The 26652-nt window shown below is 64.1% G+C and carries 15 protein-coding genes; 9 read left to right on the top strand and 6 right to left on the bottom strand.

The genetic code is table 11. The annotated features are described in order from the left end of the window. Positions 1–23: 23 nt before the first annotated feature. From ACETPF_RS00175 to ACETPF_RS00165, 3 genes are read right to left on the bottom strand one after another with little or no spacing between them, the layout of a single operon-like run. Positions 24–2474, bottom strand: coding sequence for a TonB-dependent receptor (locus ACETPF_RS00175; protein WP_373932260.1), 2451 nt, complete (start codon positions 2472–2474; stop codon positions 24–26). Next, positions 2458–3387 carry a FecR family protein gene (locus ACETPF_RS00170; RefSeq protein ID WP_373932259.1) on the bottom strand — a complete coding sequence of 310 codons (930 nt, stop codon included), beginning with the start codon at positions 3385–3387 and terminating at the stop codon, positions 2458–2460. The genes ACETPF_RS00175 and ACETPF_RS00170 overlap by 17 nt, the downstream gene beginning before the upstream one ends. Before the next feature lie 55 nt (positions 3388–3442). Further along, on the bottom strand, positions 3443–3955 hold the full coding sequence (locus ACETPF_RS00165; protein ID WP_373933025.1) for an RNA polymerase sigma factor: 513 nt from the start codon (positions 3953–3955) through the stop codon (positions 3443–3445). Between the two features lie 140 nt (positions 3956–4095). On the opposite strand from ACETPF_RS00165, the gene ACETPF_RS00160 reads away from it, so the two are divergent. The 9 genes from ACETPF_RS00160 (at position 4096) to ACETPF_RS00120 (ending at position 24070) form a co-directional block, all read left to right on the top strand. Next, positions 4096–5289, top strand: a complete 1194-nt coding sequence (locus tag ACETPF_RS00160; protein WP_373932258.1) for a serine hydrolase domain-containing protein — start codon at positions 4096–4098, stop codon at positions 5287–5289. Between the two features lie 156 nt (positions 5290–5445). Then, entirely contained in the window at positions 5446–7917 is a 2472-nt protein-coding gene (locus ACETPF_RS00155; protein WP_373932257.1) for a glycogen/starch/alpha-glucan phosphorylase, read from the top strand. After that, complete coding sequence (gene glgB / locus ACETPF_RS00150) at positions 7917–10076, top strand: 1,4-alpha-glucan branching protein GlgB (protein ID WP_373933024.1); 2160 nt, start codon at positions 7917–7919, stop codon at positions 10074–10076. Before ACETPF_RS00155 ends, glgB begins: the two co-directional genes overlap by 1 nt. A 32-nt stretch (positions 10077–10108) precedes the next feature. After that, positions 10109–11371 (top strand): glucose-1-phosphate adenylyltransferase, encoded by a 1263-nt coding sequence (gene glgC / locus ACETPF_RS00145; RefSeq protein ID WP_373932256.1) that lies wholly within the window; start codon positions 10109–10111, stop codon positions 11369–11371. A 272-nt stretch (positions 11372–11643) separates the two neighbouring features. Then, complete coding sequence (gene glgA, locus ACETPF_RS00140) at positions 11644–13092, top strand: glycogen synthase GlgA (protein WP_373932255.1); 1449 nt, start codon at positions 11644–11646, stop codon at positions 13090–13092. Further along, positions 13089–14960, top strand: a complete 1872-nt coding sequence (gene glgX, locus ACETPF_RS00135) for a glycogen debranching protein GlgX (RefSeq protein ID WP_373932254.1) — start codon at positions 13089–13091, stop codon at positions 14958–14960. Before glgA ends, glgX begins: the two co-directional genes overlap by 4 nt. Before the next feature lie 109 nt (positions 14961–15069). Beyond that, a complete protein-coding gene (locus tag ACETPF_RS00130) occupies positions 15070–21537 on the top strand; it encodes a hypothetical protein (protein ID WP_373932253.1) in 6468 nt (2155 codons plus the stop codon). Positions 21538–22066: 529 nt separating this feature from the next. Next, positions 22067–23338: a sensor histidine kinase gene (locus ACETPF_RS00125; protein WP_373932252.1), complete on the top strand. Its 1272-nt coding sequence runs from the start codon at positions 22067–22069 to the stop codon at positions 23336–23338. 300 nt (positions 23339–23638) lie between these two features. Next, entirely contained in the window at positions 23639–24070 is a 432-nt protein-coding gene (locus tag ACETPF_RS00120; protein WP_373932251.1) for a GNAT family N-acetyltransferase, read from the top strand. On the opposite strand, the gene ACETPF_RS00115 is transcribed toward ACETPF_RS00120, so the two are convergent. From ACETPF_RS00115 to ACETPF_RS00105, 3 genes are all read right to left on the bottom strand, one after another. Next, complete coding sequence (locus tag ACETPF_RS00115) at positions 24067–24618, bottom strand: hypothetical protein (protein ID WP_373932250.1); 552 nt, start codon at positions 24616–24618, stop codon at positions 24067–24069. The genes ACETPF_RS00120 and ACETPF_RS00115 overlap by 4 nt on opposite strands. Positions 24619–24686: 68 nt before the next feature. Beyond that, positions 24687–25301, bottom strand: a complete 615-nt coding sequence (locus ACETPF_RS00110; RefSeq protein ID WP_373932249.1) for an outer membrane protein — start codon at positions 25299–25301, stop codon at positions 24687–24689. Between the two features lie 345 nt (positions 25302–25646). Further along, positions 25647–26477, bottom strand: a complete 831-nt coding sequence (locus ACETPF_RS00105; RefSeq protein WP_373933023.1) for an alpha/beta fold hydrolase — start codon at positions 26475–26477, stop codon at positions 25647–25649. Between the last annotated feature and the right edge of the window lie 175 nt (positions 26478–26652).

Genomic DNA, 26652 nt, shown 5'->3' with positions numbered 1-26652 from the left:
GGTTCCGTCCCTACGGGGATCGACTAGAAGGCGAAGTCCATGCCGATCCGCACGCTGCGCGGCCGGAGCGGCGTGAAATAATCCGGGCTGAGGTCGAAGGGCGTGCCCAGCGAGAAGCGGTTGCCGTTGCTATCGAGCAGGTTGGAGAGCGACAGCGAATATTGCACCGGCCCGCGCGTCAGGCTGGCCGACAGGCTGGTGTCGACATAGTCGCCCTGAGTCTGTCCCAGTATCGGGCCGACGCCCAGGCGGGACTTGCCGACATAGCGCGCCGAACCCGACAGGTGGAGCCTCGCCGTGTCTCCCATCCGCGCCCGCCAGTCGACCGCCACACGTCCGCCCAGATTGGCGACATTTGGCACGCTGAGCGACGCGCCCTTGTATGAAAGGGCGCGGACGAAATCGGTCGGCCGCGTGAGACGGCTGTCATTGTAGATGACGCTGCCATCGAGCGTGAGCGCGGAAATCGGCCGCAGAACGATCCGCGCTTCGACCGTGTAAATCCGCCCGTCGCCGATATTGGCGGTGGTCGGCAGGCCGATCCGGTCGGTCACGTCGGCCTGGATGTCGCGCCAGTCGGTGTAAGCGATGTTGGCGCTGGCGGCGAAAATGTCGCGGCCAGGCACGCCCTTGCGTGCGCCGACCTCGATTGTCGATGCGCGGTCGTTCTGAAACCGGCGGACCCGCTGGTCATCGACCGCAAGCCCGCCGGGGCGGAATCCCTGCTGAAAGCGGGCGTAGAGGGTGACATCGGGAATGGCGTCGGTCAGCAGCGCGGCGGACGGCAGAAAGATAGTCTCGCTGCGGTCTGCCTGCGCCTCGGCACGGGCGAGATCGGCGCTGGAGAGGAGCGCGACGGGATCGAGCGCCTCGCCCGACAGCCGGCTATTGGTCAGTCGGCCACCGACCGTGGCGATCAGACCCTTGACGGGCTCGAAAGAGGCTTCGCCGAACAGGGTCGCTTCCCGGACGATATTGCGGACGCCCGTAGCCGGTGCAGCCCGCCCCCCACCGTAGAGCGGAACGCCGGGGATGATCTCAGGCAGGAAGCTTGCCGTACCGAACGCCGTCAGCGACCGATGGAGATCGGAATGGCTTTCGAGATAGGAGGCCCCGAGAATCCAGCCAAGGCCATTGTCGAGATCGCGGACCAGCCGGTTCTCGGTCGAAAAGATGCTGACCCGGTTGCGCTGGCGGAACAGCGCGACGGGACTGTCGGGCTGGGTCGCGTCGTAGCTTTCGCTCAGCCGGTGGCGGACATAGCCGGTCGATGAAACGAAGCGCAGACTGTCCCATTGCCGCTCCACCCGGACATTGCCGAGCAGATAGTCGGACGCATAGGGCTGCGCGACCGCGGAGGCGCGAGCCAGCCCGCCGACCGAACGCGCGGCATATTGGGCGTCGTCGCCGTCGATATGCTGATACACGCCGGTAAGGTCGATCGTCCACGCTTCGTCCGGGGCAAAGCGCAGCGCGGCGCGGCTGCCCCAGGTGCGGACCCGGTTGACGTTGTTTTCACCGCGGCCGGCATCGTCGATATAGCCGCCGTCCTGCACGCCATAGCCGACGACGCGCAGCGCCAGCTTTTCCGGGACGATCGGCAGGTTGAGCGTGGCGGCTAGGTCGCCGCCCGGATCGCCATGCTGGATCGCGGACAAGCCGGCCGAAACCTGCCCGCCGATTTCGCCAAGATTGGGCGCGTTGGGCATGATGCGGATGATGCCGCCCAGCGACCCCGCGCCATAGAGCGTCCCCTGCGGTCCTTCCAGCACCTCGACCCGACCGACGTCGTAGAGTTTGAGGTCGGGGTCGGGCGCGGCATAGTTGAGCCGCATATCGCCCAGATATTGTCCGGTGGTCGCCTGGGTCGGGCCGACCACGCCCGAATCGGCGATGGCGCGGATGAAGAGCTTGTTGCGCCCGTTGCCCGCATGGGTGGAACTGAGGCTCGCCACGCGCGAGAGGAGCGTTGCGGTGCCGCCCGCGGCCTCGCCGCTCGAAAACTCGCGCGCATCGAGCGCCTCAACCATGCCGGCGTAGCGGGGCAGGGGGGTATCGCGTTTCGATGCGGTAACGACGATCTCGGCGGCCGGCGGCTCGGGGGGCAGGGCGGCGCTGGCGGGGGCGGCTGGCGCTGGCGCACCGGCCGGCGCGGCACGCGGCGCGCGCACGATCCGCCAGCCATTGCCCGCGACCCGCACCGCCTGCGCGCCGCTGCCCTTCAAAAGGCGGCGCAGCGCCGCTTCGGCGGATAGCCGGCCCCTGACCGCGGGTGTTGCGATACTTGCGAGCGACTGATCGGAGATGCCGATATTGACCCCGGTCTGGCGGCCGAGCGCGATCGCCGCCTCTCCCAGCCGGCCGGGGGCGATGATGATATCCTGTCTGTCCGCCCCGTAAGCGGGGGTTGCAAGGATAGTGACGCTTGCGAAGAGAGGGGCGGCGACGGTCAGAAGGTCAGCTTTGCGGACCATCCCCTTCTTTCAAAAGCCATGAGTTGCCCTGCCGCACGGCGGTGAGGCCCATCAGTGGAGCGGCCTCGGCAAAGAAACGCGCCGGATCGCGGTCCAGCCGGATCGTGCCGGTGAAGCGTTGCGCGCGGGCACTTGCTGTGGCCTCCAATCGAACGCCAAGCGACCGACCGATATCCTGGCTGATCTGCGCGATGGTCGCGTTGGCGTAGATGAGGCGACCTTGTCGCCAGCTCGCCACCGCTTCAGGGGCAATCGCCATGACCCTCAGCCCCTCGGCATCCTCCGCCAGCCCGCGCCCGGCAGGGAGCTGGATAGCCTCCGCGCCCGGATTATACACGACCTTGCCTTCCGACACGCCGATGCGGGTCGCATTGTCGGCATGCACGATGTTGAAGACCGTGCCCGCGTCCTCGAACACGTCATCGCCCACGGTGACGCGGAACGGGTCGGCGGCGTCGTGGCGAACGGTAAAGGCGGCCTCGCCCGCGTCCAGCGCGGCGAAGCGAGGATTGTTGCGGTCGAAGCGCATCGTCGTGCCACCGTTCAGCTCGACCCGCGTGCCGTCGTCCAGCGCGATGGTGCGGGTTTCGCCCGGCTGTGTGGTGACGCTGTAGATGTCGCTTCGCGTGAACATGCCGATCGACACGGCCGCCACCAGCGCCGCCGCCACCGCGCCGCCGCCGATCCAGCGCAACGGGCGCCAGCCGCGCGGGCCGGCGTCGTTGGCGGCGACCGGCATCGCGACAGGCTCGGTCGGCAGCCAACTGTCCAGCTCGCTGTCCGCCGCCATCAGCGCGTCATAGGCCGCGCCATGCGCCGGGTCCGCCTCCAGCCAAAGGGTGAAGCCGTCCCAGTCGGTGAAATCGGGATCGCGCGTGCGGACCAGCCAGTCCAGCGCTTCCTCGTCGATCATGGCTGCTGCCCTGTTTCCATTCTGCCCCTCAACCGCTCTGACGCCGCCGACCCGATCATTCCGTATCGAATTTCTGCTTCAGCGCCAGCATCGCCCGATAGGCCTTCTGCAAGTCCTTCTCGACGGTGGTGAGGCTGACCCCCAGTTCTTCGGCGATCAGCTTTTGACCCACCCCTTCGATGCGGAAGCGGCGGAACACCAGTTCGACGCGCGGACCAAGCTCGCGCAAAACGGCTCGGGCCTGTTCGAGCCGCTGGTTCAGGATCATCCGCTCGTCGATCGCGGTCGCTTCGGTTGGGTCCGCCATCACCCCGCCGGCGCCCTCCGACCAGTCCTGCTCGCGCCGTTCGCGCCGGGTGGAGGAGCGATAGCGATCGAGCATCAGGTTGTTGGCGGCGCGATAGAGATAAGGGACGGGGTCGGCGACCGGCCCCAGATCCTTCGCCTCCAGCTTCATCCACATATCCTGCAACAGATCTTCGGCGTCCTCGCCGGCTCCACGCGCGCGCAGGAAGCGCAGCAGCGCAGGCCGGTGAGCAAGGAAGATCGCGGATAGGCCGTCGGCCATGCCTGTCATGTCCAGTCGAGCAGCATAATGGCGCGTTGCCATAGAGGGGGTTGCGGGGTCTTGGCAATTGCCCAGGCGGTTTACCTGGGCCTGTGGCTGGGTTAGCGCAAGGACATAGGCGACAAAGGACAGACGGCATCATGGCGGGCGTGACGGACAGGGCGGCGGCGCGGGCGGCGGGCATGGACGCCGATCGGCTCGATGCGCTGGTCGACATGCTTGATCGCACCTATGTCGCCACCGGCCGGTTGCCGCACATGCAGATGTTCCTCTCGCGCGGCGAGCAGCCGTTGCTATCCGTCGTGCGCGGGCAGGCGCGAGCCGACGGCACGCCGCTCAGGGAACACGCGCTCTACCGCATCGCGTCGATGACGAAGCCTGTGACGTCGGTCGCCTTCCTGATGCTGGTTGAGGAGGGGAAGGTCGCGCTCGACACGCCGGTGACCGATGTGATCCCGGAGTTCGCCTATCTTCGCGTCGGCAGCGACGATGGTCCGCCACCGACGCGGCCGATGCGGATGATCGACCTGATGCGCCACACCTCGGGCCTTACCTACGGGCTTCAGCGGCAGACGCCCATCGACGCGCGCTATCGGGCGCTGGGGCTGGACGATTTCCAGCAGAAGCGCACGTCCGATCAATTTATCGCTGACTTGGCGACGCTGCCGCTCGAATTTTCGCCGGGCGAGCGCTGGAATTATTCGGTGTCGACCGATGTGCTGGGCGTTTTGATCGAGCGGTTGACGGGTGAGGATCTGGGCTCGGTGTTCCGCCGTCGCATCTTCGATCCGCTGGGGATGGGGGACACGGGTTTCGCCGTGCCCGACGAGAAGGCTGATCGGCTGACCGACGCCTGGCGGCTGGACGAAAGCGGCGGCATCAGCGTCGCGGACCTGGGCGCGCGAAGCGGTTGGCGCAGGACCGGGCGATTCCTGTCGGGGGGCGGGGGGCTGGCGTCGTCGGTCGCCGACTATCACCGCTTCGCTCGCATGTTGATGCGCGGCGGCGAACTGGATGGCGTTCGACTGCTCTGCGACGAGACGGTGCAAGCCATGCGGCGCAACCAGCTACCGGGCGGCGGCGACCTCGCAGGCCTGTCGAGCGCAATGTTCAGCGAAGCCGATTATCAGGGCGTCGGCTTCGGCCTCGGTGTTGCCATGGGGCTGGAGCATGGGGAATATTATTGGGGCGGGGTATTCTCGACCTATTTCTGGATCGATCCCGTTACTCGGATCATCGGCCTGTTCATGACCCAGCATCTTCCCTCCAGCACCTACCCCATCCGCGCTCAGTTGCGCGCCGGGGTCGCGGCGGCGGTATTGCCGGACGATTGAGCGACGCAGCTAAACCAGATTAGCGCGTGCCCCGGATCGAATGGCAGTTGCGTCCGTTGTTGTTGCAGCGCAAAAATCGCGATGGAATGGGGCGGACGGCTGTGTCATCATCGGTCCCACCAACAGCCAAGGCGATTTGCATCAGGGGGACCGCGCATGAATCTCAAGGCCCAGGCGGAGCTGCCCAAGCCCGCGCCGCGTCAATCGGACCCGGACATATTGGCGCATGAGATCGTCGAGCGCCTGACCTATCGCATCGGCAAGAACGCTGTCGCCGCCAAGCCGCACGACTGGCTGCATGCCGTCATCATGGAGATACGTGACCGGGTAATCGACGCCTGGATCGCCTCCACGCAGAAAACCTATGAAGAACAGGGGCGGCGGGTCTATTATCTGAGCCTCGAATTCCTGATCGGCCGGCTGATGCGCGATGCCGCGTCCAATATGGAGATGCTGGGCGATCTTCAGGGCGCGCTCGACCGGCTCGGGGTCGATCTCGACCTCATCGCCGCGCTGGAGCCCGACGCGGCGCTCGGCAATGGCGGCCTTGGCCGGCTTGCCGCCTGTTTCATGGAGAGCATGGCGACGGTGGACGTTCCCGCCTATGGCTATGGCATCCGCTACGTCAACGGCATGTTCCGACAGGAGATTTCGGACGGGTGGCAGGTTGAGCTGCCTGAGACCTGGCTCGCGCACGGCAATCCCTGGGAGTTCGAACGGCGCGAGGCGAGCTACGAGGTCGGCTTTGGCGGCCGCGTCGATCCGGCCGAGGGCGAGGACGCGGGGTCGCACCAGATGCGCTGGCGGCCGGGCGAGCGCGTGATCGCCATCGCCTATGACACGCCGATCGCCGGCTGGCGCGGCAAGCGGGTCAATACGCTGCGCCTGTGGGAAGCTCAGCCGATCGATCCGATCCTGCTCGACAGGTTCAATGCCGGCGATCACCTCGGCGCGCTGGCTGAAAGCAACCGAGCGGAGGCGCTGACCCGCGTTCTCTATCCGGCCGACTCCTCGCCGGCGGGGCAGGAATTGCGGCTGCGGCAGGAATATTTCTTCTCCTCCGCGTCCCTTCAGGACATTGTCCGCCGGCATGTCCAATATTTCGGCGACGTGCGGACTTTGGCGGACAAGGCAGCGATTCAGCTCAACGACACCCATCCGGCCGTATCGGTGGCGGAACTGATGCGAATATTGGTCGATGACCACGGCCTTGATTTCGGCGAGGCGTGGGACATTACCCGCCGCACCTTCAGCTACACCAACCATACACTACTGCCCGAGGCGCTGGAAAGCTGGCCGGTGCCGCTGTTCGAACGGCTGCTGCCGCGCCACATGCAGATCGTCTATGCGATCAACAGCCGCCTGCTGGGCGAGGCGCGCCGGGCGGGCGGCTTCGACGACCGCGCGGTCGGCACGATCTCGCTGATCGACGAGGGCGGCGAGCGGCGGGTGCGGATGGGCAATCTGGCCTTTGCCGGGTCGCACAGCGTCAATGGCGTCTCGGCTTTGCACACGGAACTCATGAAGGAGACGGTGTTCGCCGACCTGCACCGGCTCTATCCTGCGCGGATCAACAACAAGACCAACGGTGTTACTTTCCGCCGCTGGCTGATGCAGTGCAATCCTGGGCTGACCGGGCTGGTGCGCGACGCGATCGGCGAGCGTTTCCTGGACGATCCCGAGGCGCTGCGCGATCTGGACAATTTCGCCACCGACAGCGCGTTCCAGCGGAAATTCCTGGAGATCAAACGGGCGAACAAGGCGGCGCTGTCCGACCTGCTCCGCAAACGGGTCGGCGCGCGGATCGACCCGGCGGCGCTATTCGACATCCAGATCAAGCGCATCCACGAATATAAGCGGCAGTTGCTCAACATCGTGGAGGCGGTGTCGCTCTACGACCAGATACGCTCCCACCCGGAAAAGGACTGGGTGCCGCGCGTCAAGCTGTTCGGGGGCAAGGCTGCGCCGAGCTATCATAACGCCAAGCTCATCATCAAACTGGCGAACGACGTGGCCCGCGCGGTCAATCATGATCCGGCGGTGGCGGGGCTGCTCAAAGTGCAGTTCGTGCCCAATTACAATGTCTCGATGGCCGAGGTGATGATCCCGGCTGCCGATCTATCCGAACAGATTTCGACCGCCGGCATGGAAGCGTCGGGCACCGGCAACATGAAGTTCGCGGTCAACGGCGCGCTCACCATCGGCACGCTCGACGGCGCCAATGTCGAGATGCGCGACCATGTGGGGGAGGAGAATATCATCATCTTCGGTCTCACCGCGCAGGAGGTGAACGAGCGGCGCGCCAGGGGCTACAGTCCCCGCGAGGTGATCGAGGGCAGCCGCGAACTAGGGCAGGCGCTTCAGGCGATTGCTGGCGGCGTGTTCTCCCCCGACGATCCCGATCGCTACAAGGGGCTGGTGCAGGGGCTGTACGACCATGACTGGTTCATGGTCGCCGCCGATTTCGACAGCTATTCCGCCGCGCAGCGCCGGGTCGAGGCGATCTGGCAGGATGAGGCCGCCTGGGCCGAAAAAGCGATCCGCAACGTCGCCCGCATGGGCTGGTTCTCGTCCGACCGCACGATCCGTGAATATGCCGCCGACATATGGAAGATGGGCCAGGGATGATGCTGACGCCGGAGCAGATCGAGCGGCTGGTAGCCGGCAGGGACGATGATCCCTTCGCCACGCTCGGCGTGCATCCGGCGGACAAAGGCTATGTTGCCCGTACGCTGCTGCCCGAGGCGGTCAGCGTCTCAGCGGAGACGCTGGCGGGGAAGCCCGTCGGCGATCTGAAGCTGATCCATCCCGACGGCCTCTTTGCCGGGCAGGTGTCGATCCGCAAGCAGCAGCCGCTGCGCTATGTCGCGACCTATGGCGACGGAGGCACCTACGCGCTGCTCGATCCCTACAGCTTTGGCCCGGTGCTGGGGCCGCTCGACGACTATTTTCTCGCCGAAGGATCGCATCTGCGCCTGTTCGATAAGTTGGGCGCGCATATCCTGACCCATGAGGGCGTGAGCGGCACCCATTTTGCGGTGTGGGCGCCCGACGCGCAGCGCGTGTCGGTGGTCGGCGACTTCAACCGCTGGGACGGGCGACGCGGGCCGATGCGCCGGCGCGCCGATGTGGGCGTATGGGAAATATTCGTGCCGGAGGTCGGCGCGGGCACGCCCTATAAATATGAGATTGTCGGCGCGGACGGCGTGGTGCTGCCGCTGAAAGCCGATCCCTTCGCCTTCCAGTCCGAGCTGCGCCCCTCGACCGCCTCGATCGTGGCGGCGCCGATGGACCATGTGTGGGGCGACGATCGGCACCGCGACTATTGGCGGCAGGCTGATGCGCGCCGCCAGCCCATGTCGATCTACGAAGTCCATGCCGGCTCCTGGCAGCGGGCAGACGATGATGGGTTCCTGGACTGGGACGAACTGGCGCGGCGGCTGATTCCCTATGTCGTGGGCATGGGCTTCACCCATATCGAGCTGCTGCCGATCAGCGAGCATCCCTATGATCCGAGCTGGGGATACCAGACGCTGGGCCTCTATGCGCCGACAGCGCGGTTCGGCGATCCGGCGGGATTCGCGCGCTTCGTGGACGGCGCGCACCGGGCGGGGCTGGGCGTTCTGCTCGACTGGGTGCCGGCGCATTTCCCGACCGATGAGCATGGCCTCGCGCGGTTCGACGGGACCGCGCTCTACGAACATGCCGACCCGCGCAAGGGGTTCCATCCCGACTGGAACACCGCCATCTATAATTTCGGCCGGCGGGAAGTGGCGCAATTCCTGGTCAACAACGCCCTGTTCTGGGCGGAACGCTATCATGTCGACGGGCTGCGCGTGGATGCCGTCGCCTCGATGCTCTACCTCGACTATTCGCGCAAGGCGGGCGAATGGATTCCCAATGCCCATGGCGGGCGCGAGAATGTGGAGGCGGTCGCGTTTCTTCAAGCGATGAACAAGGCGCTATACGGCCAGCATCCCGGCGTCGTCACCATCGCCGAGGAATCGACCAGCTGGCCGGCGGTGTCCGCGCCGGTACATAGCGGGGGCCTGGGCTTTGGCTTCAAATGGAACATGGGCTTCATGCACGACACGCTGCGCTATCTCGCGCGCGATCCGGTGCATCGGGCGCATCATCATGACGACATCACCTTTGGCCTCGTCTATGCCTTCAGCGAGAATTTCGTCCTGCCTTTGAGCCATGATGAGGTCGTGCATGGCAAAGGGTCGATGCTGACCAAGATGGCCGGCGACGACTGGCAGAAATTCGCGACGCTGCGCGCCTATTATGCGTTCATGTGGGGCTATCCGGGCAAGAAGCTTCTGTTCATGGGGCAGGAATTCGCCCAGCGGCGCGAGTGGAGCGAGGCGCGCGCGCTTGACTGGGAATTGCTCGATTCCGACGCACATGTCGGGGTGCAGCGGCTGGTCGCGGACTTGAACCGTGTGTACCGTTCGCGTCCCGCGCTTCACGCGCGCGATTGCGAGCCGGATGGCTTCGAGTGGGTGCTGGCCGATGCCGCCGCCGACTCGATCTTCGCCTGGGTCCGTCGTGCGCCCGGCGCTCGGCCGGTGGTGGTCGTCAGCCACTTCACCCCGCTGCTTCGCCACGGCTATCGGCTGCGACTCCCTTCGGGCGGGCGCTGGCGCGAGATCGTGAACAGCGACGCGGCGGATTATGGCGGCAGCGGCGCGGGCAATATGGGCTTGGTAGAAGCGGACGAAGAGGGCTGGGCCAATATCACCATCCCGCCCTTCGCAACCTTGCTGCTGGAACTGGATTACTGAACAAGAATATGGGCGATCAAGGAGAGGCCCCCATGACGCAGACAAAATATCAGCCGATCGCGCGCGATGCCATGGCCTATGTGCTTGCTGGCGGGCGGGGCAGCCGCCTTGCCGAACTGACCGACCGCCGCGCCAAGCCGGCGGTGCATTTCGGGGGCAAGGCGCGGATCATCGACTTCGCGCTGTCCAACGCGCTCAACAGCGGCATCCGCCGCATCGGCGTCGCGACCCAGTATAAGGCGCACTCGCTGATCCGGCATTTGCAGCGCGGCTGGAACTTCTTCCGCCCCGAACGCAACGAGAGCTTCGACATATTGCCCGCCAGCCAGCGCATTTCCGAAAGCCAATGGTATGAGGGCACGGCCGACGCCGTGTTCCAGAATATCGACATCATCGAAGCCTATGCGCCTGAATATATGGTCATTCTGGCGGGCGATCATGTCTATAAGATGGACTATGAGCTGATGCTCCAGCAGCATGTCGACAGCGGGGCGGACGTGACCGTCGGCTGTCTGGAAGTGCCGCGCATGGAGGCCGTGGGCTTTGGCGTCATGCATGTCGACGAGGCTGACAATATCACCGCCTTCGTCGAAAAGCCGAAAGACCCGCCCGCCATTCCCGGCCAGCCCGACGAGGCGCTGGCGTCGATGGGCATCTATGTCTTCCGCACCAAATTCCTGATCGAACAACTCCGCCGCGACGCAGATACGCCGGGCAGCAAGCGCGACTTCGGCGGCGATCTCATCCCCTATATCGTCAAGCATGGCAAAGCCGTGGCGCATCGTTTCTCCAGCAGCTGCGTTCGCGCGGAAAGCGAGCTGGTCCCCTATTGGCGCGATGTCGGCACGATCGACGCCTATTGGCAGGCGAGCATCGACCTGACCGACGTGGTGCCCTCGCTCGATCTCTATGACCGCAGCTGGCCGCTCTGGACCTATTCGGAGGTCACGCCGCCCGCCAAGTTCGTGCATAATGAGGATGGCCGGCGTGGATCGGCGACCTCCTCGCTGGTTGCAGGCGGCTGCATCGTGTCGGGCTCCTCGCTGCACCGCAGCCTGCTCTTTTCTGATGTGCGGACGCACAGTTTCTCGTCCGTCACCGAAAGCGTCATCATGCCCAACTGCGTTGTCGGGCGCGGCGCGCGGCTGCACAAATGCGTGGTGGACAGCGGCATCATCATCCCGCCCGGCCTCATCGTTGGCGAAAATCCCGAACATGACGCGCAACGCTTCCGCCGAAGCGAAAGCGGCGTGTGCCTGATCACCCAGCCGATGATCGACCGGCTGGTGGCGTGAGTGGGGATGGAAACCGGATTCGCATGGGAAAATCCTCCCTGAAAGGGGAGGGGGACCGCCCGCGTAGCGGGTGGTGGAGGGGTTGAGCAGGTTCAGATTGCCCCCGGCAATCTGAAGGTCATGCCCGGGGGGGCATGACCGACCTACTCAACCCTCTCGTGAACGGGACACCCCTCCGTCTGGCCTGCGGCCAGCCACCTCCCCTTCCAGGGAAGAATGAATGCAATGTATCGGCGGAATTTAGGCGGCTGAAAGTTGCTTCGGAATAAAGGATGATGATGAAGCTGCTGTCCGTCGCCTCCGAAATCTATCCGCTTATCAAGACCGGAGGTCTCGCCGACGTGACCGGCGCTCTGCCCGGCGCGCTGGCGGAGCACGGAGTCGCGGTACTATCGCTGGTGCCCGGCTATCCTGCGGTCATGGCGCGGATCGGCAAAGGCAAGCTGGTGCGCCGCTATGACGATTTGTTTGGCGTCAAGGCGGCGGTGCTTTCGGCGCAAGTCGACGGGCTTGACCTGCTGGTGCTCGACGCGCCCGATTTTTTTACCCGCGAAGGCGGACCCTATGCCGATCTTGGCGGCAATGACTGGAGCGACAATTGGCGGCGCTTCGCCGCGCTGTCCCGTGTCGGGGCGGACGTCACCGAAGGCGCTCTGAAGGGCTGGCGGCCGGACATTGTCCATGTCCATGACTGGCAGGCGGCAATGACCGCCGCCTATGTCCGCTTCGGCTCGGCGGCGTCGGTGCCCAAGGTGGTGACGATCCACAATCTGGCTTTCCAGGGCCGTTTTGGCGCGGATATCTTCCCGCAACTCGGCCTGCCGCCCGAGGCATGGGGCGTCGATGGCGTCGAATATTATGGCGGCATCGGCTATCTGAAGGCAGGGCTCGTGTCAGCCGACGCGATCACGACGGTCAGCCCGAGCTACGCGCAGGAAATCCGATCCCCGGTCCATGGCATGGGGCTGGATGGCCTCATCAATGGGCGTGTCGATCGCCTCCACGGGATATTGAACGGGGTCGATACCGGCATCTGGAACCCGGCGACCGATACGCTTATTCCCCGCCCCTATGGAATGCGGGCGCTAGGCGCGCGCGCCGCCAACCGGAGGATGCTGGAAAAGCGGTTCGGGCTGGATCATGACGCCGCGCCGATCTTCATCATCGTCAGCCGCCTGACCTGGCAGAAGGGCATGGACCTGATGGTCGACGCGATCGACCATCTTGTCACGCTTGGCGGCAAGCTTGCCCTGCTGGGGTCGGGCGATCATCCGCTGGAGGGCGCGTTCCTGGGGGCGGCGGAACGGCATCGCGGCCGAGTGGGCGTCCAGATCGGCTACGACGAGCCTCTGTCGCACCTGCTCCAGGCGGGCGGCGACGCTATTCTCATCCCATCGCGCTTTGAGCCGTGCGGCCTGACCCAGCTTTACGCGCTGCGCTATGGCTGCGTTCCGGTGGTGGCGCGGGTCGGCGGCCTGGCCGATACGGTGATCGACGCCAATGAAGCAGCGGTGAGTGCCGGCGTGGCGACCGGCGTCGTCTTCGCGCCGTCTGATCCACTTTCGCTGCACGGTGCGATCAGCCGGATCGTGGCGCTCCATCGCGACAGGGCGACGTGGCAGTCGATGCAGCGGGCAGGGATGCGATCGGACGTATCCTGGACCCGCAGCGCCGCCCGATACGCCGTGCTCTACCGGTCGCTCCTGGCGGGGGCGGAATGACCTTGGGGCCGGTCGTAGGACCGCAGGGTACGCGCTTTGCGGTCTGGTCGCCCGACGCGGCGCAATTGTGGCTGTGCCTGTTCGATGAGGACAATCGCGAAACCCGTCTGCCGATGCTGCGCGACGCCGAAGGGCGCTGGCATCTGGAGGTGGTGGGCGTTGGGGCCGGTGCGCGATACGGGCTACGCGCCGACGGCGATCATGACCCCGATGCGGGGCTTTGGTTCGATCCCGACAAGCTGCTGCTCGATCCCTATGCAAAGGCGATCGACCGGGCGTTCGGCTATGATCCGGCGCTCGCGGCCCCGCGCGGCGAAGGGGGCGACACCGCCCCGCTAATGCCCAAAGGCGTGGTGACGGAGCCGTCGCCCGCGCGCCTCGTCCAACGACCGCACTTCACGCCCGGCGGCCTCATCTATGAGGTTCAGGTGCGCGGCTTCACCATGCTGCATCCCGATGTGCCGGAAGGCCAGCGCGGCACCATCGCGGCGCTCGCGCACCCGGCCATCCTCGCGCACTTGAAGGCGCTTCATGTCTCGGCGGTTGAGCTCATGCCGATCAACGCCTGGATCGACGAACGGCATCTGGGGCCGCTCGGCCTCACCAACGCCTGGGGCTATAATCCGGTGAGCTATTTCGCGCTGGACCCGCGCATCGCGCCCGGCGGAATGGCCGAACTGCGGGACACGGTGGCGAAGCTGCACGATGCGGGCATCGGAGTCATCCTCGACATGGTCTATAATCATGACGGGGAAAGCGACCGGCTCGGTCCCACGCTTTCGCTGCGGGGGCTGGATGGCCGCGGCTATTTCCGGCGGGACGTCGAGGGCCGGCTGATCAACGATAGCGGAACAGGCAACAGCATTGCCTGCAACGCGCCGGTCGCGCAGGCGCTGATCCTGGATTCGCTTGCCTGGTTCGTGGAGCAAGCGGGGGTGGACGGGTTCCGCTTCGACCTTGCGCCCGCGCTTGGGCGGGTGGAGGCAGGGTTCGATCCCGACGCCCCCCTGCTGCGGGCGATGCGCGCCGATCCACGCCTGTCCGACCGTATCCTGATCGCCGAACCATGGGACATTGGGCCAGGCGGCTACCAACTCGGGAACTTCGGCGAGGGCTGGCTCGAATGGAATGATCGATATCGCGACGAAATGCGCCGATTCTGGCGCGGCAACAGCGGCACGATCGGCGCGTTCGCAACGCGGCTGGCGGGATCGTCCGACATTTTTGCCGGCCAAGAAACCCGCAGCGTCAACTTTCTCGCGGCGCATGACGGGTTCACCCTCGCTGACCTGACAGCCTATGTGCAGCGCCATAACGAAGCCAATGGCGAGCATAATCGCGACGGCCATCATGACAATTTAAGCTGGAACAACGGCGTGGAAGGGCCAAGCGACGATCCGGCGATACAGGCGGCGCGACGGCGGGACGTCATGGCGCTGCTATCCATCCTGTTCCTGTCGCGCGGAACGATCATGCTGACCGCAGGAGACGAATTTGGCCGCACGCAGCGGGGCAATAACAACGCCTACTGTCAGGACAATGCGATCGGCTGGGTCGATTGGGCGGGGCGCGACCCGATAATCGAGGCCCACGCCTTCGCCCTCGCCGCGCTGCGTGCCGAAACACCGGCCTTGCAAGGCACAGACTTCCTGTCAGACGCCGACGTGGCGTGGCTGGACGAGCAGGGCCACGCTCTTACCACCCGCCAGTGGGAGGAGCCGCATCGCCGCCGGCTGATGCTCCGTTTCCGTAACGGCGGCCTCGCGCTGTGCGTCAACGGCGCGGCCGAACCATGCGCTTTCCTCCTCGATGGGGAGGCGATCGGCGTGCCCGCTCGTTCGATCCTGGCCTGCCGCTCCGACCGCTGAACCTACCCCGCATACCCTAAACAGGGCATGCGGATTTCTCCGGGCGTCCTATTAATCCAGCCAAATACGGGCAGTGTGCCCCGGTCATGATGGTGTGTGGAGAGGGACGATGGCGAACTATACCGGCGATGCCGACAATAATGTCTATACCGGCACGAGCGGCGCAGACACGATTTCCGGCGCGGGCGGGGACGACACGCTATCGGGTCTGGGCGGCAACGACATCATCAATGGCGACAGCGGCGACGACCTTCTCGATGGCGGCGACGGCGACGATCTGCTGAACGGCGGCGACGGCAATGACGAGATCATCACCGGAACCGGCAATGACACCGTCGTAGGCGGCGACGGCGCGGACTATATCGATGTCGGCGCCAATCTGAACGCGCTGGACCGGATCGACGGTAGCGTTGATGGGGGCAGCAGCATCGACGTCATGTCGATCTACGGCATCTACAATGATTATATCCTGTTCGACGCCGACACCGTTCGCAATGTCGAGCGCTTCTCGATCGGATCGGGGCAGGTGAAGCTGACGCTCCACGCGCAAACCAATGTCACTTGGATCGACGCCGGCGGGCAGTTGCAGACCGACTTTCTCTACCTCAACGGCGCGGCCGCGACCAACGCTATGCAGATCACTGGCGGCGCGGGCAACGACATCATCACCGGCGGCAGCGGCCCGGACATCATCATCGGCGGCCTCGGTCAGGATGTGCTGAACGGCGGCGCGGGCAATGACCAGATTATCGGCGGGCTGGACGGCGACACGCTGAGCGGCGGCGCGGGCAACGACGTATTCACCTTTACCTACAACACGCCCCGCTCGGACAGCTCGCCCTCGACCATCGACACCATCCTCGATTTCGAGGGGGCAGGGGTCACCGGCGGCGACAAGATCGATCTGCCCGGCTACGCCTATGGACGCGGCATTGTGTTCAACGCGACGCCGATCGACTTCACCTTCGTCGTGGGCGGTGGGGCATCGGGCGTGCAATTGCCCGCCGCGCTGGTGGGCGACGGCTTCGCCGACGTTGTGTGGAAGAATAACAGCAGCGCCGGGCGCGTCGAACTGTGGGTTGACGTGGACGATAACGGCCAGTTCTCCGAACTTGACATCTACACCTATATCAACGGTGCGACCTCACTGACGCAGGAGGATTTCACCGACACCTTCCCGGTGTGGCGCGGCACGCTGGGCAATGACACGCTGTTGGCGAGCGCGGGCGCGATCACGGCCTATGGCCTGGGCGGCAACGACAATATGCGGGGCGGCGACGGGAACGACGTGCTGTTCGGCGGTGAGGGCGCGGACGTGATCCGGGGCGGCAACGACAGCGACTCATTGAGCGGTGGCGACGGGAACGACACGATTTACGGCGACGCGGGCAATGACAATATTGGGGGCGGGGCCGGCGATGACGTTCTGATCGGCGGGGCTGGATACGACTATATTTACGGCGAGGACGGTAACGACATCATCACGGCAGGGACAGCCGGCAGCTATGTCGACGCGGGCTATGGCAACGACACGGTCACCGGCAGCGCGGTGGGCGATAATCTCTACGGCAGCTATGGCAATGACACGATCAACGCCGGTGCGGGCGACGACATTGTCGATGGCAGCTACGACAATGACATACTGAACGGCGAGGCCGGCAATGACACGATCAACGGCAGCTATGGCGACGACGTCATCACCGGCGGCGACGGCAATGACACGCTGAGCGGCACCTATGGCATCAACAGCATCAATGCAGGCGCGGGCGACGACATCGTCGCCGTCGGCACCGAGGCGAACAGCCGCGACACGGTGACCGGCGGGACCGGTGCGGACACATTCCGCCTGTCCAGCTACTGGCTCTATGGCAGCTTCTCCGCACCCCATGTCATTACGGATTTCAACCGGACTGACGGCGACAAGCTGTCGCTGATCCATGTCGACAGCGACAATAATGGTGCGGTGGACATCAACGGCACGCCTTTGGTGTTCCGGGGCGAACTGTCGTCTTCGCTCTATTATGACGGCGCGCCGCTGCCTGGCAGCGACCTTGGCAGCGGCTTCACTCAAGTGTGGTGGAGCCGGATCGGCAGCGGCGGCACCGCCAAGACCGTGCTGATCATTGATTCGGACCGCGACTTGACCCTGACCTCGGCCGACTATGTCGTGGAGTTCGCCCCCGGCACCATCGCCGACGTCCAACTGTCGGATTTCGCAGGAAGCCACTTCCAGGCTTTTGCCGGCACGGCGGGTGACGACAGTTATACCGGCAATGCAGGCAATAATCTGATCTACGGTCTGCTGGGCAACGACACCTTGTCGGGGCAGGACGGCAACGACACCATCACTGGCAATGACGGCAACGATACCCTCTATGGCGACGCCGGGAACGACAATCTGAACGGCGGTGCCGGTGCCGACATCCTCTATGGCGGCAACGACAGCGACTCATTGAGCGGTGGCGACGGGAACGACACGATTTACGGCGACGCGGGCAATGACAATATTGGGGGCGGGGCCGGCGATGACGTTCTGATCGGCGGGGCTGGATACGACTATATTTACGGCGAGGACGGTAACGACATCATCACGGCAGGGACAGCCGGCAGCTATGTCGACGCGGGCTATGGCAACGACACGGTCACCGGCAGCGCGGTGGGCGATAATCTCTACGGCAGCTATGGCAATGACACGATCAACGCCGGTGCGGGCGACGACATTGTCGATGGCAGCTACGACAATGACATACTGAACGGCGAGGCCGGCAATGACACGATCAACGGCAGCTATGGCGACGACGTCATCACCGGCGGCGACGGCAATGACACGCTGAGCGGCACCTATGGCATCAACAGCATCAATGCAGGCGCGGGCGACGACATCGTCGCCGTCGGCACCGAGGCGAACAGCCGCGACACGGTGACCGGCGGGACCGGGGCGGACACGTTCCGCCTGTCGAGCTTCTGGCTCTATGGCAGCTTCGCCGCGCCCCATGTCATCACGGATTTCAACCGGACCGATGGCGACAAGCTGTCGCTGATCCATCTCGACAGCGACAATAATGGCGCGGTGGACATCAACGGCACGCCTCTGGTGTTCCGGGGCGAGTTGTCGTCCGCGCTCTATTATGACGGCGCGCCGCTGCCTGGCAGCGACCTTGGCACGGGCTTCACTCAGGTCTGGTGGAGCCGCATCGGCAGCGGTGGCACCGCCAAGACCGTGCTGATCTTCGACTTCGATCGCGACCTAACCCTCACCTCGGCCGACTATGTCGTGGAGCTCGCCCCCGGCACCATCGCTGACGTGCAACTGTCGGACTTCGCGGGCAACCATTTCCAGCGCATCATCGGCACGCCGCAGGACAATGTCTTCGAAGATACAGACGACGCGCATGTCTATTACGGCGTCGACGGCAACGACACGATCAACGGCAATGGCGGCAACGACACGCTGGTCGGGGGCGCGGGCGTGGACATCATTACAGGAGGGCAGGGTAATGACTCGCTGTATGGCGGGACTGGCGACGATAATCTGAACGGCGGCGTCGGCACCGACAGCCTTTATGGTGAGGACGGCGACGACCTGATCCGCGGTGGCGACGACGCCGACTATATCTTAGGCGGGGCGGGCAGCGACGAACTGCATGGCGAATTCGGCGCGGACACCATATATGGCGAGGGCGGTGACGACCGAATCTATGGCGGCGCGGACAACGACTACATCAGTGCCGGCGACGGCGCGGACTATGTCGAAGCAGGCGACGGCGACGACACGGTCGATGGCGGCTATGGCGCGGACCGCATTGTCGGCGGCGCGGGCAACGACAATCTCAACGGCAGCTATGACGACGACATATTGGAGGGCGGCGAGGGCAATGACACGCTGATCGGCTCCTATGGCTGGGACATGGCCAGCTATGCCAACTCCAACCAGGCGGTCATCATCGACCTGAGCGCCGCGTCCAACGTCTATGCGCTGGGCGGCAATAGCGGCACCGACACGCTGATCGATATCGAGGGCATCATCGGTTCCGCCTTCAACGACACGTTGATCGGCACGGACGGCGATAATGTGTTCGAGGGCGGCGCGGGCAACGACTGGCTCGAAGCGCGCGGCGGCGTCGATACGCTGAGCTATGTGAGCGCTGCGGCCGGCATCACCATCTCGCTCGCCTCGACGGCGGCGCAGGTGACCGGCGGGGCAGGCACCGACACGATCAGCGGGTTCGAGAATGTGACCGGATCGGCCTATAACGACGTCATCACCGGGTCCACCGCTAATAATCTGCTGCTGACCGGGGCGGGCGACGACCGCGTCTTTGCCGGCGACGGCGAAGATATCGTGCGTGGCGGCGATGGCGCGGACGTGCTGCGGGGCGAAAATGGCGACGACCAGGTGTATGGCGACGCCGGCAACGACACGCTGCTGGGCGGCATCGGGCTCGACCTGCTCTATGGCGGCGAGGGCGACGACAATGTGAAGGGTGAGGCGGGCAACGACCGCCTTTATGGCGAAGCGGGCGACGATCTGCTCGAAGGCGGGGAGGGCGACGACCTGCTGCTGGGCGGTGAAGGCAGCGATACGGCGACCTACGTGACTGCTGCGGCTGGCGTAACGGTCACCCTGGGCATCGCGCTGGCGCAGGATACAGTGGGCGCGGGCACCGACACGCTTGGCGGGATCGAAAATCTCACCGGATCGGCCTATGCCGATCTGCTCACCGGCGACGCCGGCGCCAACATCCTGACCGGCGGTGGGGGCGACGATACGCTGGACGGCGCTGCGGGCGCTGACCGTATGGTCGGCGGCCTCGGCAACGATATATATCTGGTCGACGACGCAGGCGACGTGGTCGCCGAATCCGCGAACCAGGGCGACGATCTGGTCCGCACCACGCTCGCTTCCTACACGCTGGGCAACAATGTCGAGCGGCTGACGGGGCTCGCATCGACCGGCCAGACGCTGACCGGTAACAGCCTCGCCAACACCATCACCGGCGGCTCGGGCAATGACGTGCTGAACGGCGGCACGGGTGCCGATACGCTGATCGGGGGGCTGGGCGACGATGTCTACATCATCGACAATGCCGGCGACAGCATCACGGAGCTGGCGGGCGAGGGCACGGACGAGGTCCGCACCAGCCTCGCCAGCTACACGCTCGGCGCAGCGCTGGAAAATCTGACCGGCACCCTCGCCACAGGGCAGACGCTGACGGGCAATGGGTTGGGCAATATCATCCGCGGCGGCGTCGGAGCGGACACGATGACGGGCGGCCTTGGTGATGATGTCTATTACGTCAATAACTTAGCGGACAAAGTGGTCGAGAATAGCGGCCAGGGCTTCGACGTGATCTTCAGCTCAGTCACCTACGGTCTCGCCGGCCGCAATATCGAGCAGCTCACTTTGACGGGTTCAGGTGACATCAACGCCACGGGCAATTCCCTGTCCAACAGCTTGGTCGGCAACATCGGCGCCAATATCCTGAACGGCGGCGGCGGCGACGACATTATGGCGGGTGGCCTCGGCAACGATCTCTATTATGTCGACGAGGCTGGTGACGTGGTGATCGAACTGGTGGCGCAGGGCGTTGACGAGGTTCGCACCACCCTAACGAGCTACGTTCTGGCCGCAAATGTCGAAAATTTGATTGGCGTAAATGCCGCTGGCCAGTCTCTCACCGGCAATGCTCAGGCGAACGACATCACCGGATCGACGGGCAATGATATCATTGACGGGGGCGCGCTGGCCGATACGATGACGGGGGGGCTGGGCGACGACATTTATTATGTCGATCATGTGCTGGACAAGGTGGTAGAAGCCAATGGCGAGGGCAGCGACACCATCTTCGCGTCGGTTAGCTACGGTCTTGCCGGCCGTGCCATCGAGCAACTGACGCTGGTCGGCAACGACAATATCAACGCGACCGGCAACAGCTTGGTGAACAGCCTGACCGGGAACAGCGGCGCGAACATCCTGAATGGCGGCGGCGGCGCGGACACCATGGCAGGAGGTCTGGGCGACGACACTTATTATGTCGACGACACGGGCGACAAAGTGATCGAAGCGAGCGGCCAAGGCTATGACACGATCTTCAGCACCGTCACTTACAATCTCAACAATCGCGCCGTCGAACAGCTGACGCTCACCGGAACCGCCAATATCAACGCCAGCGGCAACACGCTTGCCAACGGCCTCACCGGCAATAGCGGCGCAAACGTCCTGGACGGCGGCGCCGGTGCCGACACGCTGACCGGCGGGGCCGGGCAGGACCAGTTCCGCTTTTCCACCGCACTGGGCACGAGCAATGTCGACCAGATCACCGACTTCAGCGTTGCCGACGACACGGTCGTCCTCTCCTCCGCGATTTTCGCGGCAGCAGGGCCGGCAGGCACGCTGAACGCCGGGGCGTTTGTCATCGGATCGGCGGCGGCGGACGCCGGCGATCGCATCATCTACAACAGCGCCACCGGAACGCTGTTCTACGACGCGGACGGCACCGGAGCGGGCGCAGCGGTGGCCTTCGCCCAGATCGGCGCGGGCCTGTCGCTGACCAATGCCGATTTCCTGATCGGTTAAACGGGGGAGAGGGCCGCTCGCGCCACCCGGCGCGGGCGGCCTCTTCATCGCGGGCCAACGCTGGCACAACTTTGTTACGACATTTTGCCTAAGATCCACTGCTTATGCCGGTGCATCACGGGAATATCCCCTCGCGATCAGCTTTCGGCGAGACAAGCCGCTAGAGATTCTGGACGTCCTCCGGCGCAAGGATATTGGAGATCCTGTCGGGATACCCACCGACGTTCCACTTTATCTCTCCACCCATACGATCTTGCTTGCGACTTAGAGGGCGACCGCCCTCTCGGGCATCACTCCGTTATTCGTATATCGGTATCCATACCCGTTCGGGGATTGCATCGTTGCCTAGGCGGAGCCAATTTGTCCGCAGGCGAGCTACAGTGGCGATGCTGGATCAGCGGATTTTTCAAATCTCTTAGCCGAGACCCTGTCTCGCCCTCATTCCTGGGGATCGCGAGAAGCGGGATCTATCGGGCGACTACGAACGGCAATTTTGGTCTGCACGACCACCAATCGAAAGAGCCGATGGATGAGCAACCAGCTGTCAGAGGCGAAAGCAACCGTTCTGTCGCTCGATGAGAGCTTCGATGCGGAAGAGGTATCGGGTCAGGAGGCCAAGACCTTCTCCCGCCTGCTCAAGCACATGCCGATAGCTTTATGGCAGGTGGACTCGACGAGTCCCGCGGACGCGTTCGAGAAGTTGAAGGCGGACGGAGTAGTGGATATCGAGGCCTACCTCCTGCAGAATCCCGAGCTGATTGAGTTTGCCTGTGACACGGTGATGGTCACGCGGGCCAACGATGCGGCGCTGGCCCTGATCGGAGAGACTGACGACGCTTTCTATCCCAGATCGGTGCGCCACATCTTCGAAGCGACGCCGCAGGCCGCCGTTCGGGTGATGGTCGCACACTTTCATGGCCGTAGGACCCATGTCGAGGAATTGCGGATCAACACCGCCGATGGACGCGTCGTGGACGTGCTTTTCCTCGTTACATTTCCGAGGCCTCCCGAACGCCTCGACGTCACGTTCATCATGATGCTGGAAATCACCGACCGGCTCGCGACGGAGGCGCATCTTCGGCAGCTTCAGGCGGATCTGGCTCACGCGTCACGTGTCTCCACCCTCGGCGAACTGGCAACTTCGATCGCGCACGAGGTGCGTCAACCGCTAGGCGCCATCATGCTGAACGGCACCACGAGCTTGCGGTGGCTTGAAAGGCCGGAGCCGAACCTTCCCAAGGCGCGTCAACTCATAGAAAGGATGGTGGAGGCCGCAACTCAGGCAACCGAGATCATCGATCGCATTCAGGGGATGGCTTCGAAGCGGGTGCCCATCCGGACGAGGATCAAGTTGAATGAGATCGTCGATGTTGCGCTGCGCTTCGTCCATCACGAGAGCATCGAGAGGAGGGTGGCAATAAGAGCCGATCTCGACCCTGACATCCACGACATCGATGGTGACCGCATTCAGCTGCAACAGGTCATCGTCAATCTACTGGTCAATGCGATGCATGCGATCGACTACCGCACGTCTGTTGGGCCGAGACAGGTGGCGGTGTCCACGAGGATGGATGCAGCGGATCGGGTTACGCTTGTGGTGGCCGACACGGGTCCGGGAATTGCGGAAGAGCATCTGGACAGCCTGTTCGATGGCTTCTTTTCCACCAAGCCGGAGGGTATGGGAATGGGGCTTACCATCTGCAGCAGCATCATGCGGTCCCATAACGGGAACATCAGCGCTGCCAACCGCGAAGGCGGTGGTGCGATATTCACCTGTAATATGCCTGTCGCGGGCGGTTGAGCAGCTGCGGCGGCTATTGCCGATCCAAAGCCAGCGCCGCCGGACCTCCAATGCCGCGTTTGGCCAGTGGCTGCTACCTGCATTTGCGCCATCTGATCTACTCCACGGCTGGAAAGAGCAACCACGGATGGTCGACATGGGCAGCCGATCTGGATGGGATCTGCGTCTTCCAAAGCCCTGCCACGGCGCAGTTAGGGTTTAAGAAAGCGCCAGGCGCTCGCGATGATCGACGGCTCGGCCTTGCGCCCGCAATGCAGGGTGCGACGTCATGCTATAAGAGAGGACGAAGGAGGGTTTCCGATGGAGATCAGGGAATTGACGGTTGGTAATGATCTGACGGCATGCATCCCCGTCATGCGCGAACTCCGACCGCATCTGCCGCCAAATGACACAGAGGTTGTCGAAAGAATACGAAGGCAGATGGGGCAAGGCTATCGCCTGCTAAGTCTTGAAAGCGGCTGCGAAGTAGTGGCGCTGGCAGGCTTCAGGATGCTGGAGAATCTGGTCTTCGGCAGGTTCCTCTACATCGACGACCTCGTCGTCGCCGCGAATGCGCGCAAGCGGGGGCATGCGGAAAGGCTCCTGGACGCAGTCCGGGAGATCGGCGTGACGGACCAGCGGGAATTTCTCGCACTGGACACCGCCGTGACCAATGTCGCCGCCCAGCGGGTGTATCATCGCTGCGGTTATGAGACGGTCGCACACCATCTCATACAGCGTGTTGCGCCTTAGCGGAACTGCTGCTCGCGAGGAGCGACGAGCGAGGCCAAGGTGGCGAATGTCAGACTGGCGACTATCACGCTCACCATCGTCTCCTCGAGCGCGGTCTGCATCGCGAGGAAGACGAATATCGCCACCACCGATATCAACAACCATCCGGTGGTCTGGGTCCGCTCCCTGGTCGAATGCGCGGAGTGACGGAGCACGAGGTCGATAGCGATCTCGGCTTGCCCGGCGGAGTAGCCTGCGTCCGAGAGATGGCGTAGCATCGCCGCGTCGGCCTCACCGCGGACCCTGGCCATGATGGCGAAACGACGCAGTTCTTCGAGTGGCTCGCTCGCCAGGTGGTTCGGCTGCTGCCTTCCAACCAGGTTGGCCAATCGGCTGCCCCATCTGGATGGCCTCTGGATTGACCTTGGCGTGTCCTGCATCGAAAGCTGGATCACGGCGCGTTCGATCTTCGAAAGGCTCTCGGCGCTGCTCTTTCCGATCGATGAGATGGACGACGAGGCTGCTTCGATGACATCATGATCAGCTATGTTGGAATAGGCGTAGCCCATGGCCTGCCTCCTGCAGCGATGGATCGTCCCCGACCGCAGTATCGGTCGGGGCGCCTCCAGGGATGGGCTCAGAAGTGGTAGGCGACGCCGACCAGAGCCTGATGACGCTGAAACGTGGTGTCGCTGCCGCCCAGGTCGCTGTAACGATATTCTACACGGGCGGAGACCTTCTGGGTGAGCATGCGTTCCACGCCGCCGCCCACCGACCAGCCATCGAAAGTGTCCTTGTTGTAACGCGATCCAGCAGCATCGATGATGCGGACCGAACTGCGCAGGTTCTCGTAGCCGCCGCGGACATACAGGAGGGTCTTGTCGTCGACGAGGTAGCCGGCGCGAACGCCAAGGTCGAAGCTGCGTTCAGGATCGATGCTGGCGAGCATGCCGCCTCCCGAGCGCGTGACGGCATCATCGAAGCCCATGCTGAAGCCAGCTTCGGCCGACAGGACTATCCGATCGGCGACCTTGCGATTGTAGCCTGCAAAGATGCCTGCGGTTGCCGAATCCTGAGAGCGCCCGACATTTGCGCGGCCGATGTCGGTATCGGCGTCGCCGACCTTGTTCCTGTTCCAGCCGGCTTCAATGCCCGCGTACGGACCTTGGAACGCTTCCTGTGCGGCAGCTGGCGCGGCAGCGGCGATCGCTGCAACGATGGCGAGCGGGGCGAAGGTGATCAGAGATTTCATGGCACTTACCTTTCGTTCATGCCGCCGCGGCTCGCTGCGTTGGTCGGCGATCTTTCGTCAGGCGTGACGCACTTGTGATCAGCAGGGTGAGTGCCACCGTTGGCCGACCGCCTCATTGCGATCGGCTGGTTCCGGCTTTGTCTCTGTTCCCTATCGTTCGAGAGCGTCGCTAGACGCACCCTAGGTAGCTCCGGTCACTCGATGTTATTATCGACCACAATGCCATGTCATTCATGCTGGAATGGGAGGAATGACCAAACCTGTGCAGACGTGGGGGCGGGGCTGGCTGGCCGGACGGAGCGAGGGCGGCCGGACCGAGGAAGGTCCGGCCGCCGATCGCTCGGCCTATTTCCGAATGAAGGCAAGCAGATCCGGATTGAGTATGTCGGCGTGGACGGTCAGCATCCCATGCGGGTAGCCCTTGTACACTTTGAGCTCACCCTTTTTCAGCAGCTTGATGCCGATCTCCGCAGAGTCTGCGATCGGCACGATCTGATCATCGTCGCCGTGCATCAGGAGAACCGGCACGTCGATCTTCTTCAGGTCTTCGGTGAAGTCGGTTTCGGAGAAGGCCTTGATGCAGTCATAATGTGCCTTGGCGCCTCCCATCATGCCTTGGCGCCACCAGTTGTCGATCGTGCCTTGGATCGCTGTGGTGCCCGGGCGGTTGAACCCATAGAATGGGCCTGAGGCGATATCGATGTAGAACTGGGCGCGGTTTGCAGCGAGCGCGGAACGGAAGCCATCGAACACCGAGAGCGGCAGGCCGCCAGGATTGCTGTCCGATTGGACCATCACCGGTGGGACTGCGCCAACCAGGACCGCCTTTGCGACGCGACCGGGCTCCGCTCTCGCGACGTAGCGAGCGACTTCGCCTCCGCCAGTTGAATGGCCGATATGCACTGCGCGATGCAGTTCGAGATGTGCCGCGAGTTCGACGACGTCCTGCGCGTAGGTGTCCATGTCGTTTCCGGCGTCCGTCTGCGTCGAGCGCCCGTGGCCACGCCGATCATGCGCAACGACGCGGAACCCATTCTCGCGGAAAAAGATCATCTGCGCGTCCCAGTCATCGGAGCTGAGCGGCCATCCGTGATGGAAGACGATCGGCTGGAGGTTCCTTGGGCCCCAATCCTTGTAGAAGATGCGGGTGCCGTCTTTGGTCGTGAAGTTATCCATCGTCATGCCTTTCGCGTTCGAGTTGGCAGGCGGCGCAGCGGCCGCGATCTGTGTCGAGCTGATGATTCCGGCTGCAGCTATTCCCCCCAGCATTTCGCGACGGGTGGAATGGAGCGACTTGAGGTCGTCCGGGCCGAAGGGAGGCGTCATGAATGTGATCCCCTTCCCGAGAGAT

It is taken from the genome of Sphingobium agrisoli, from assembly GCF_041877245.1.
Classification (GTDB): Bacteria; Pseudomonadota; Alphaproteobacteria; order Sphingomonadales; family Sphingomonadaceae; genus Sphingobium.
Note: the sequence above shows the minus strand (reverse complement) of the source record. Positions and strands in the feature narration are given on the sequence as shown.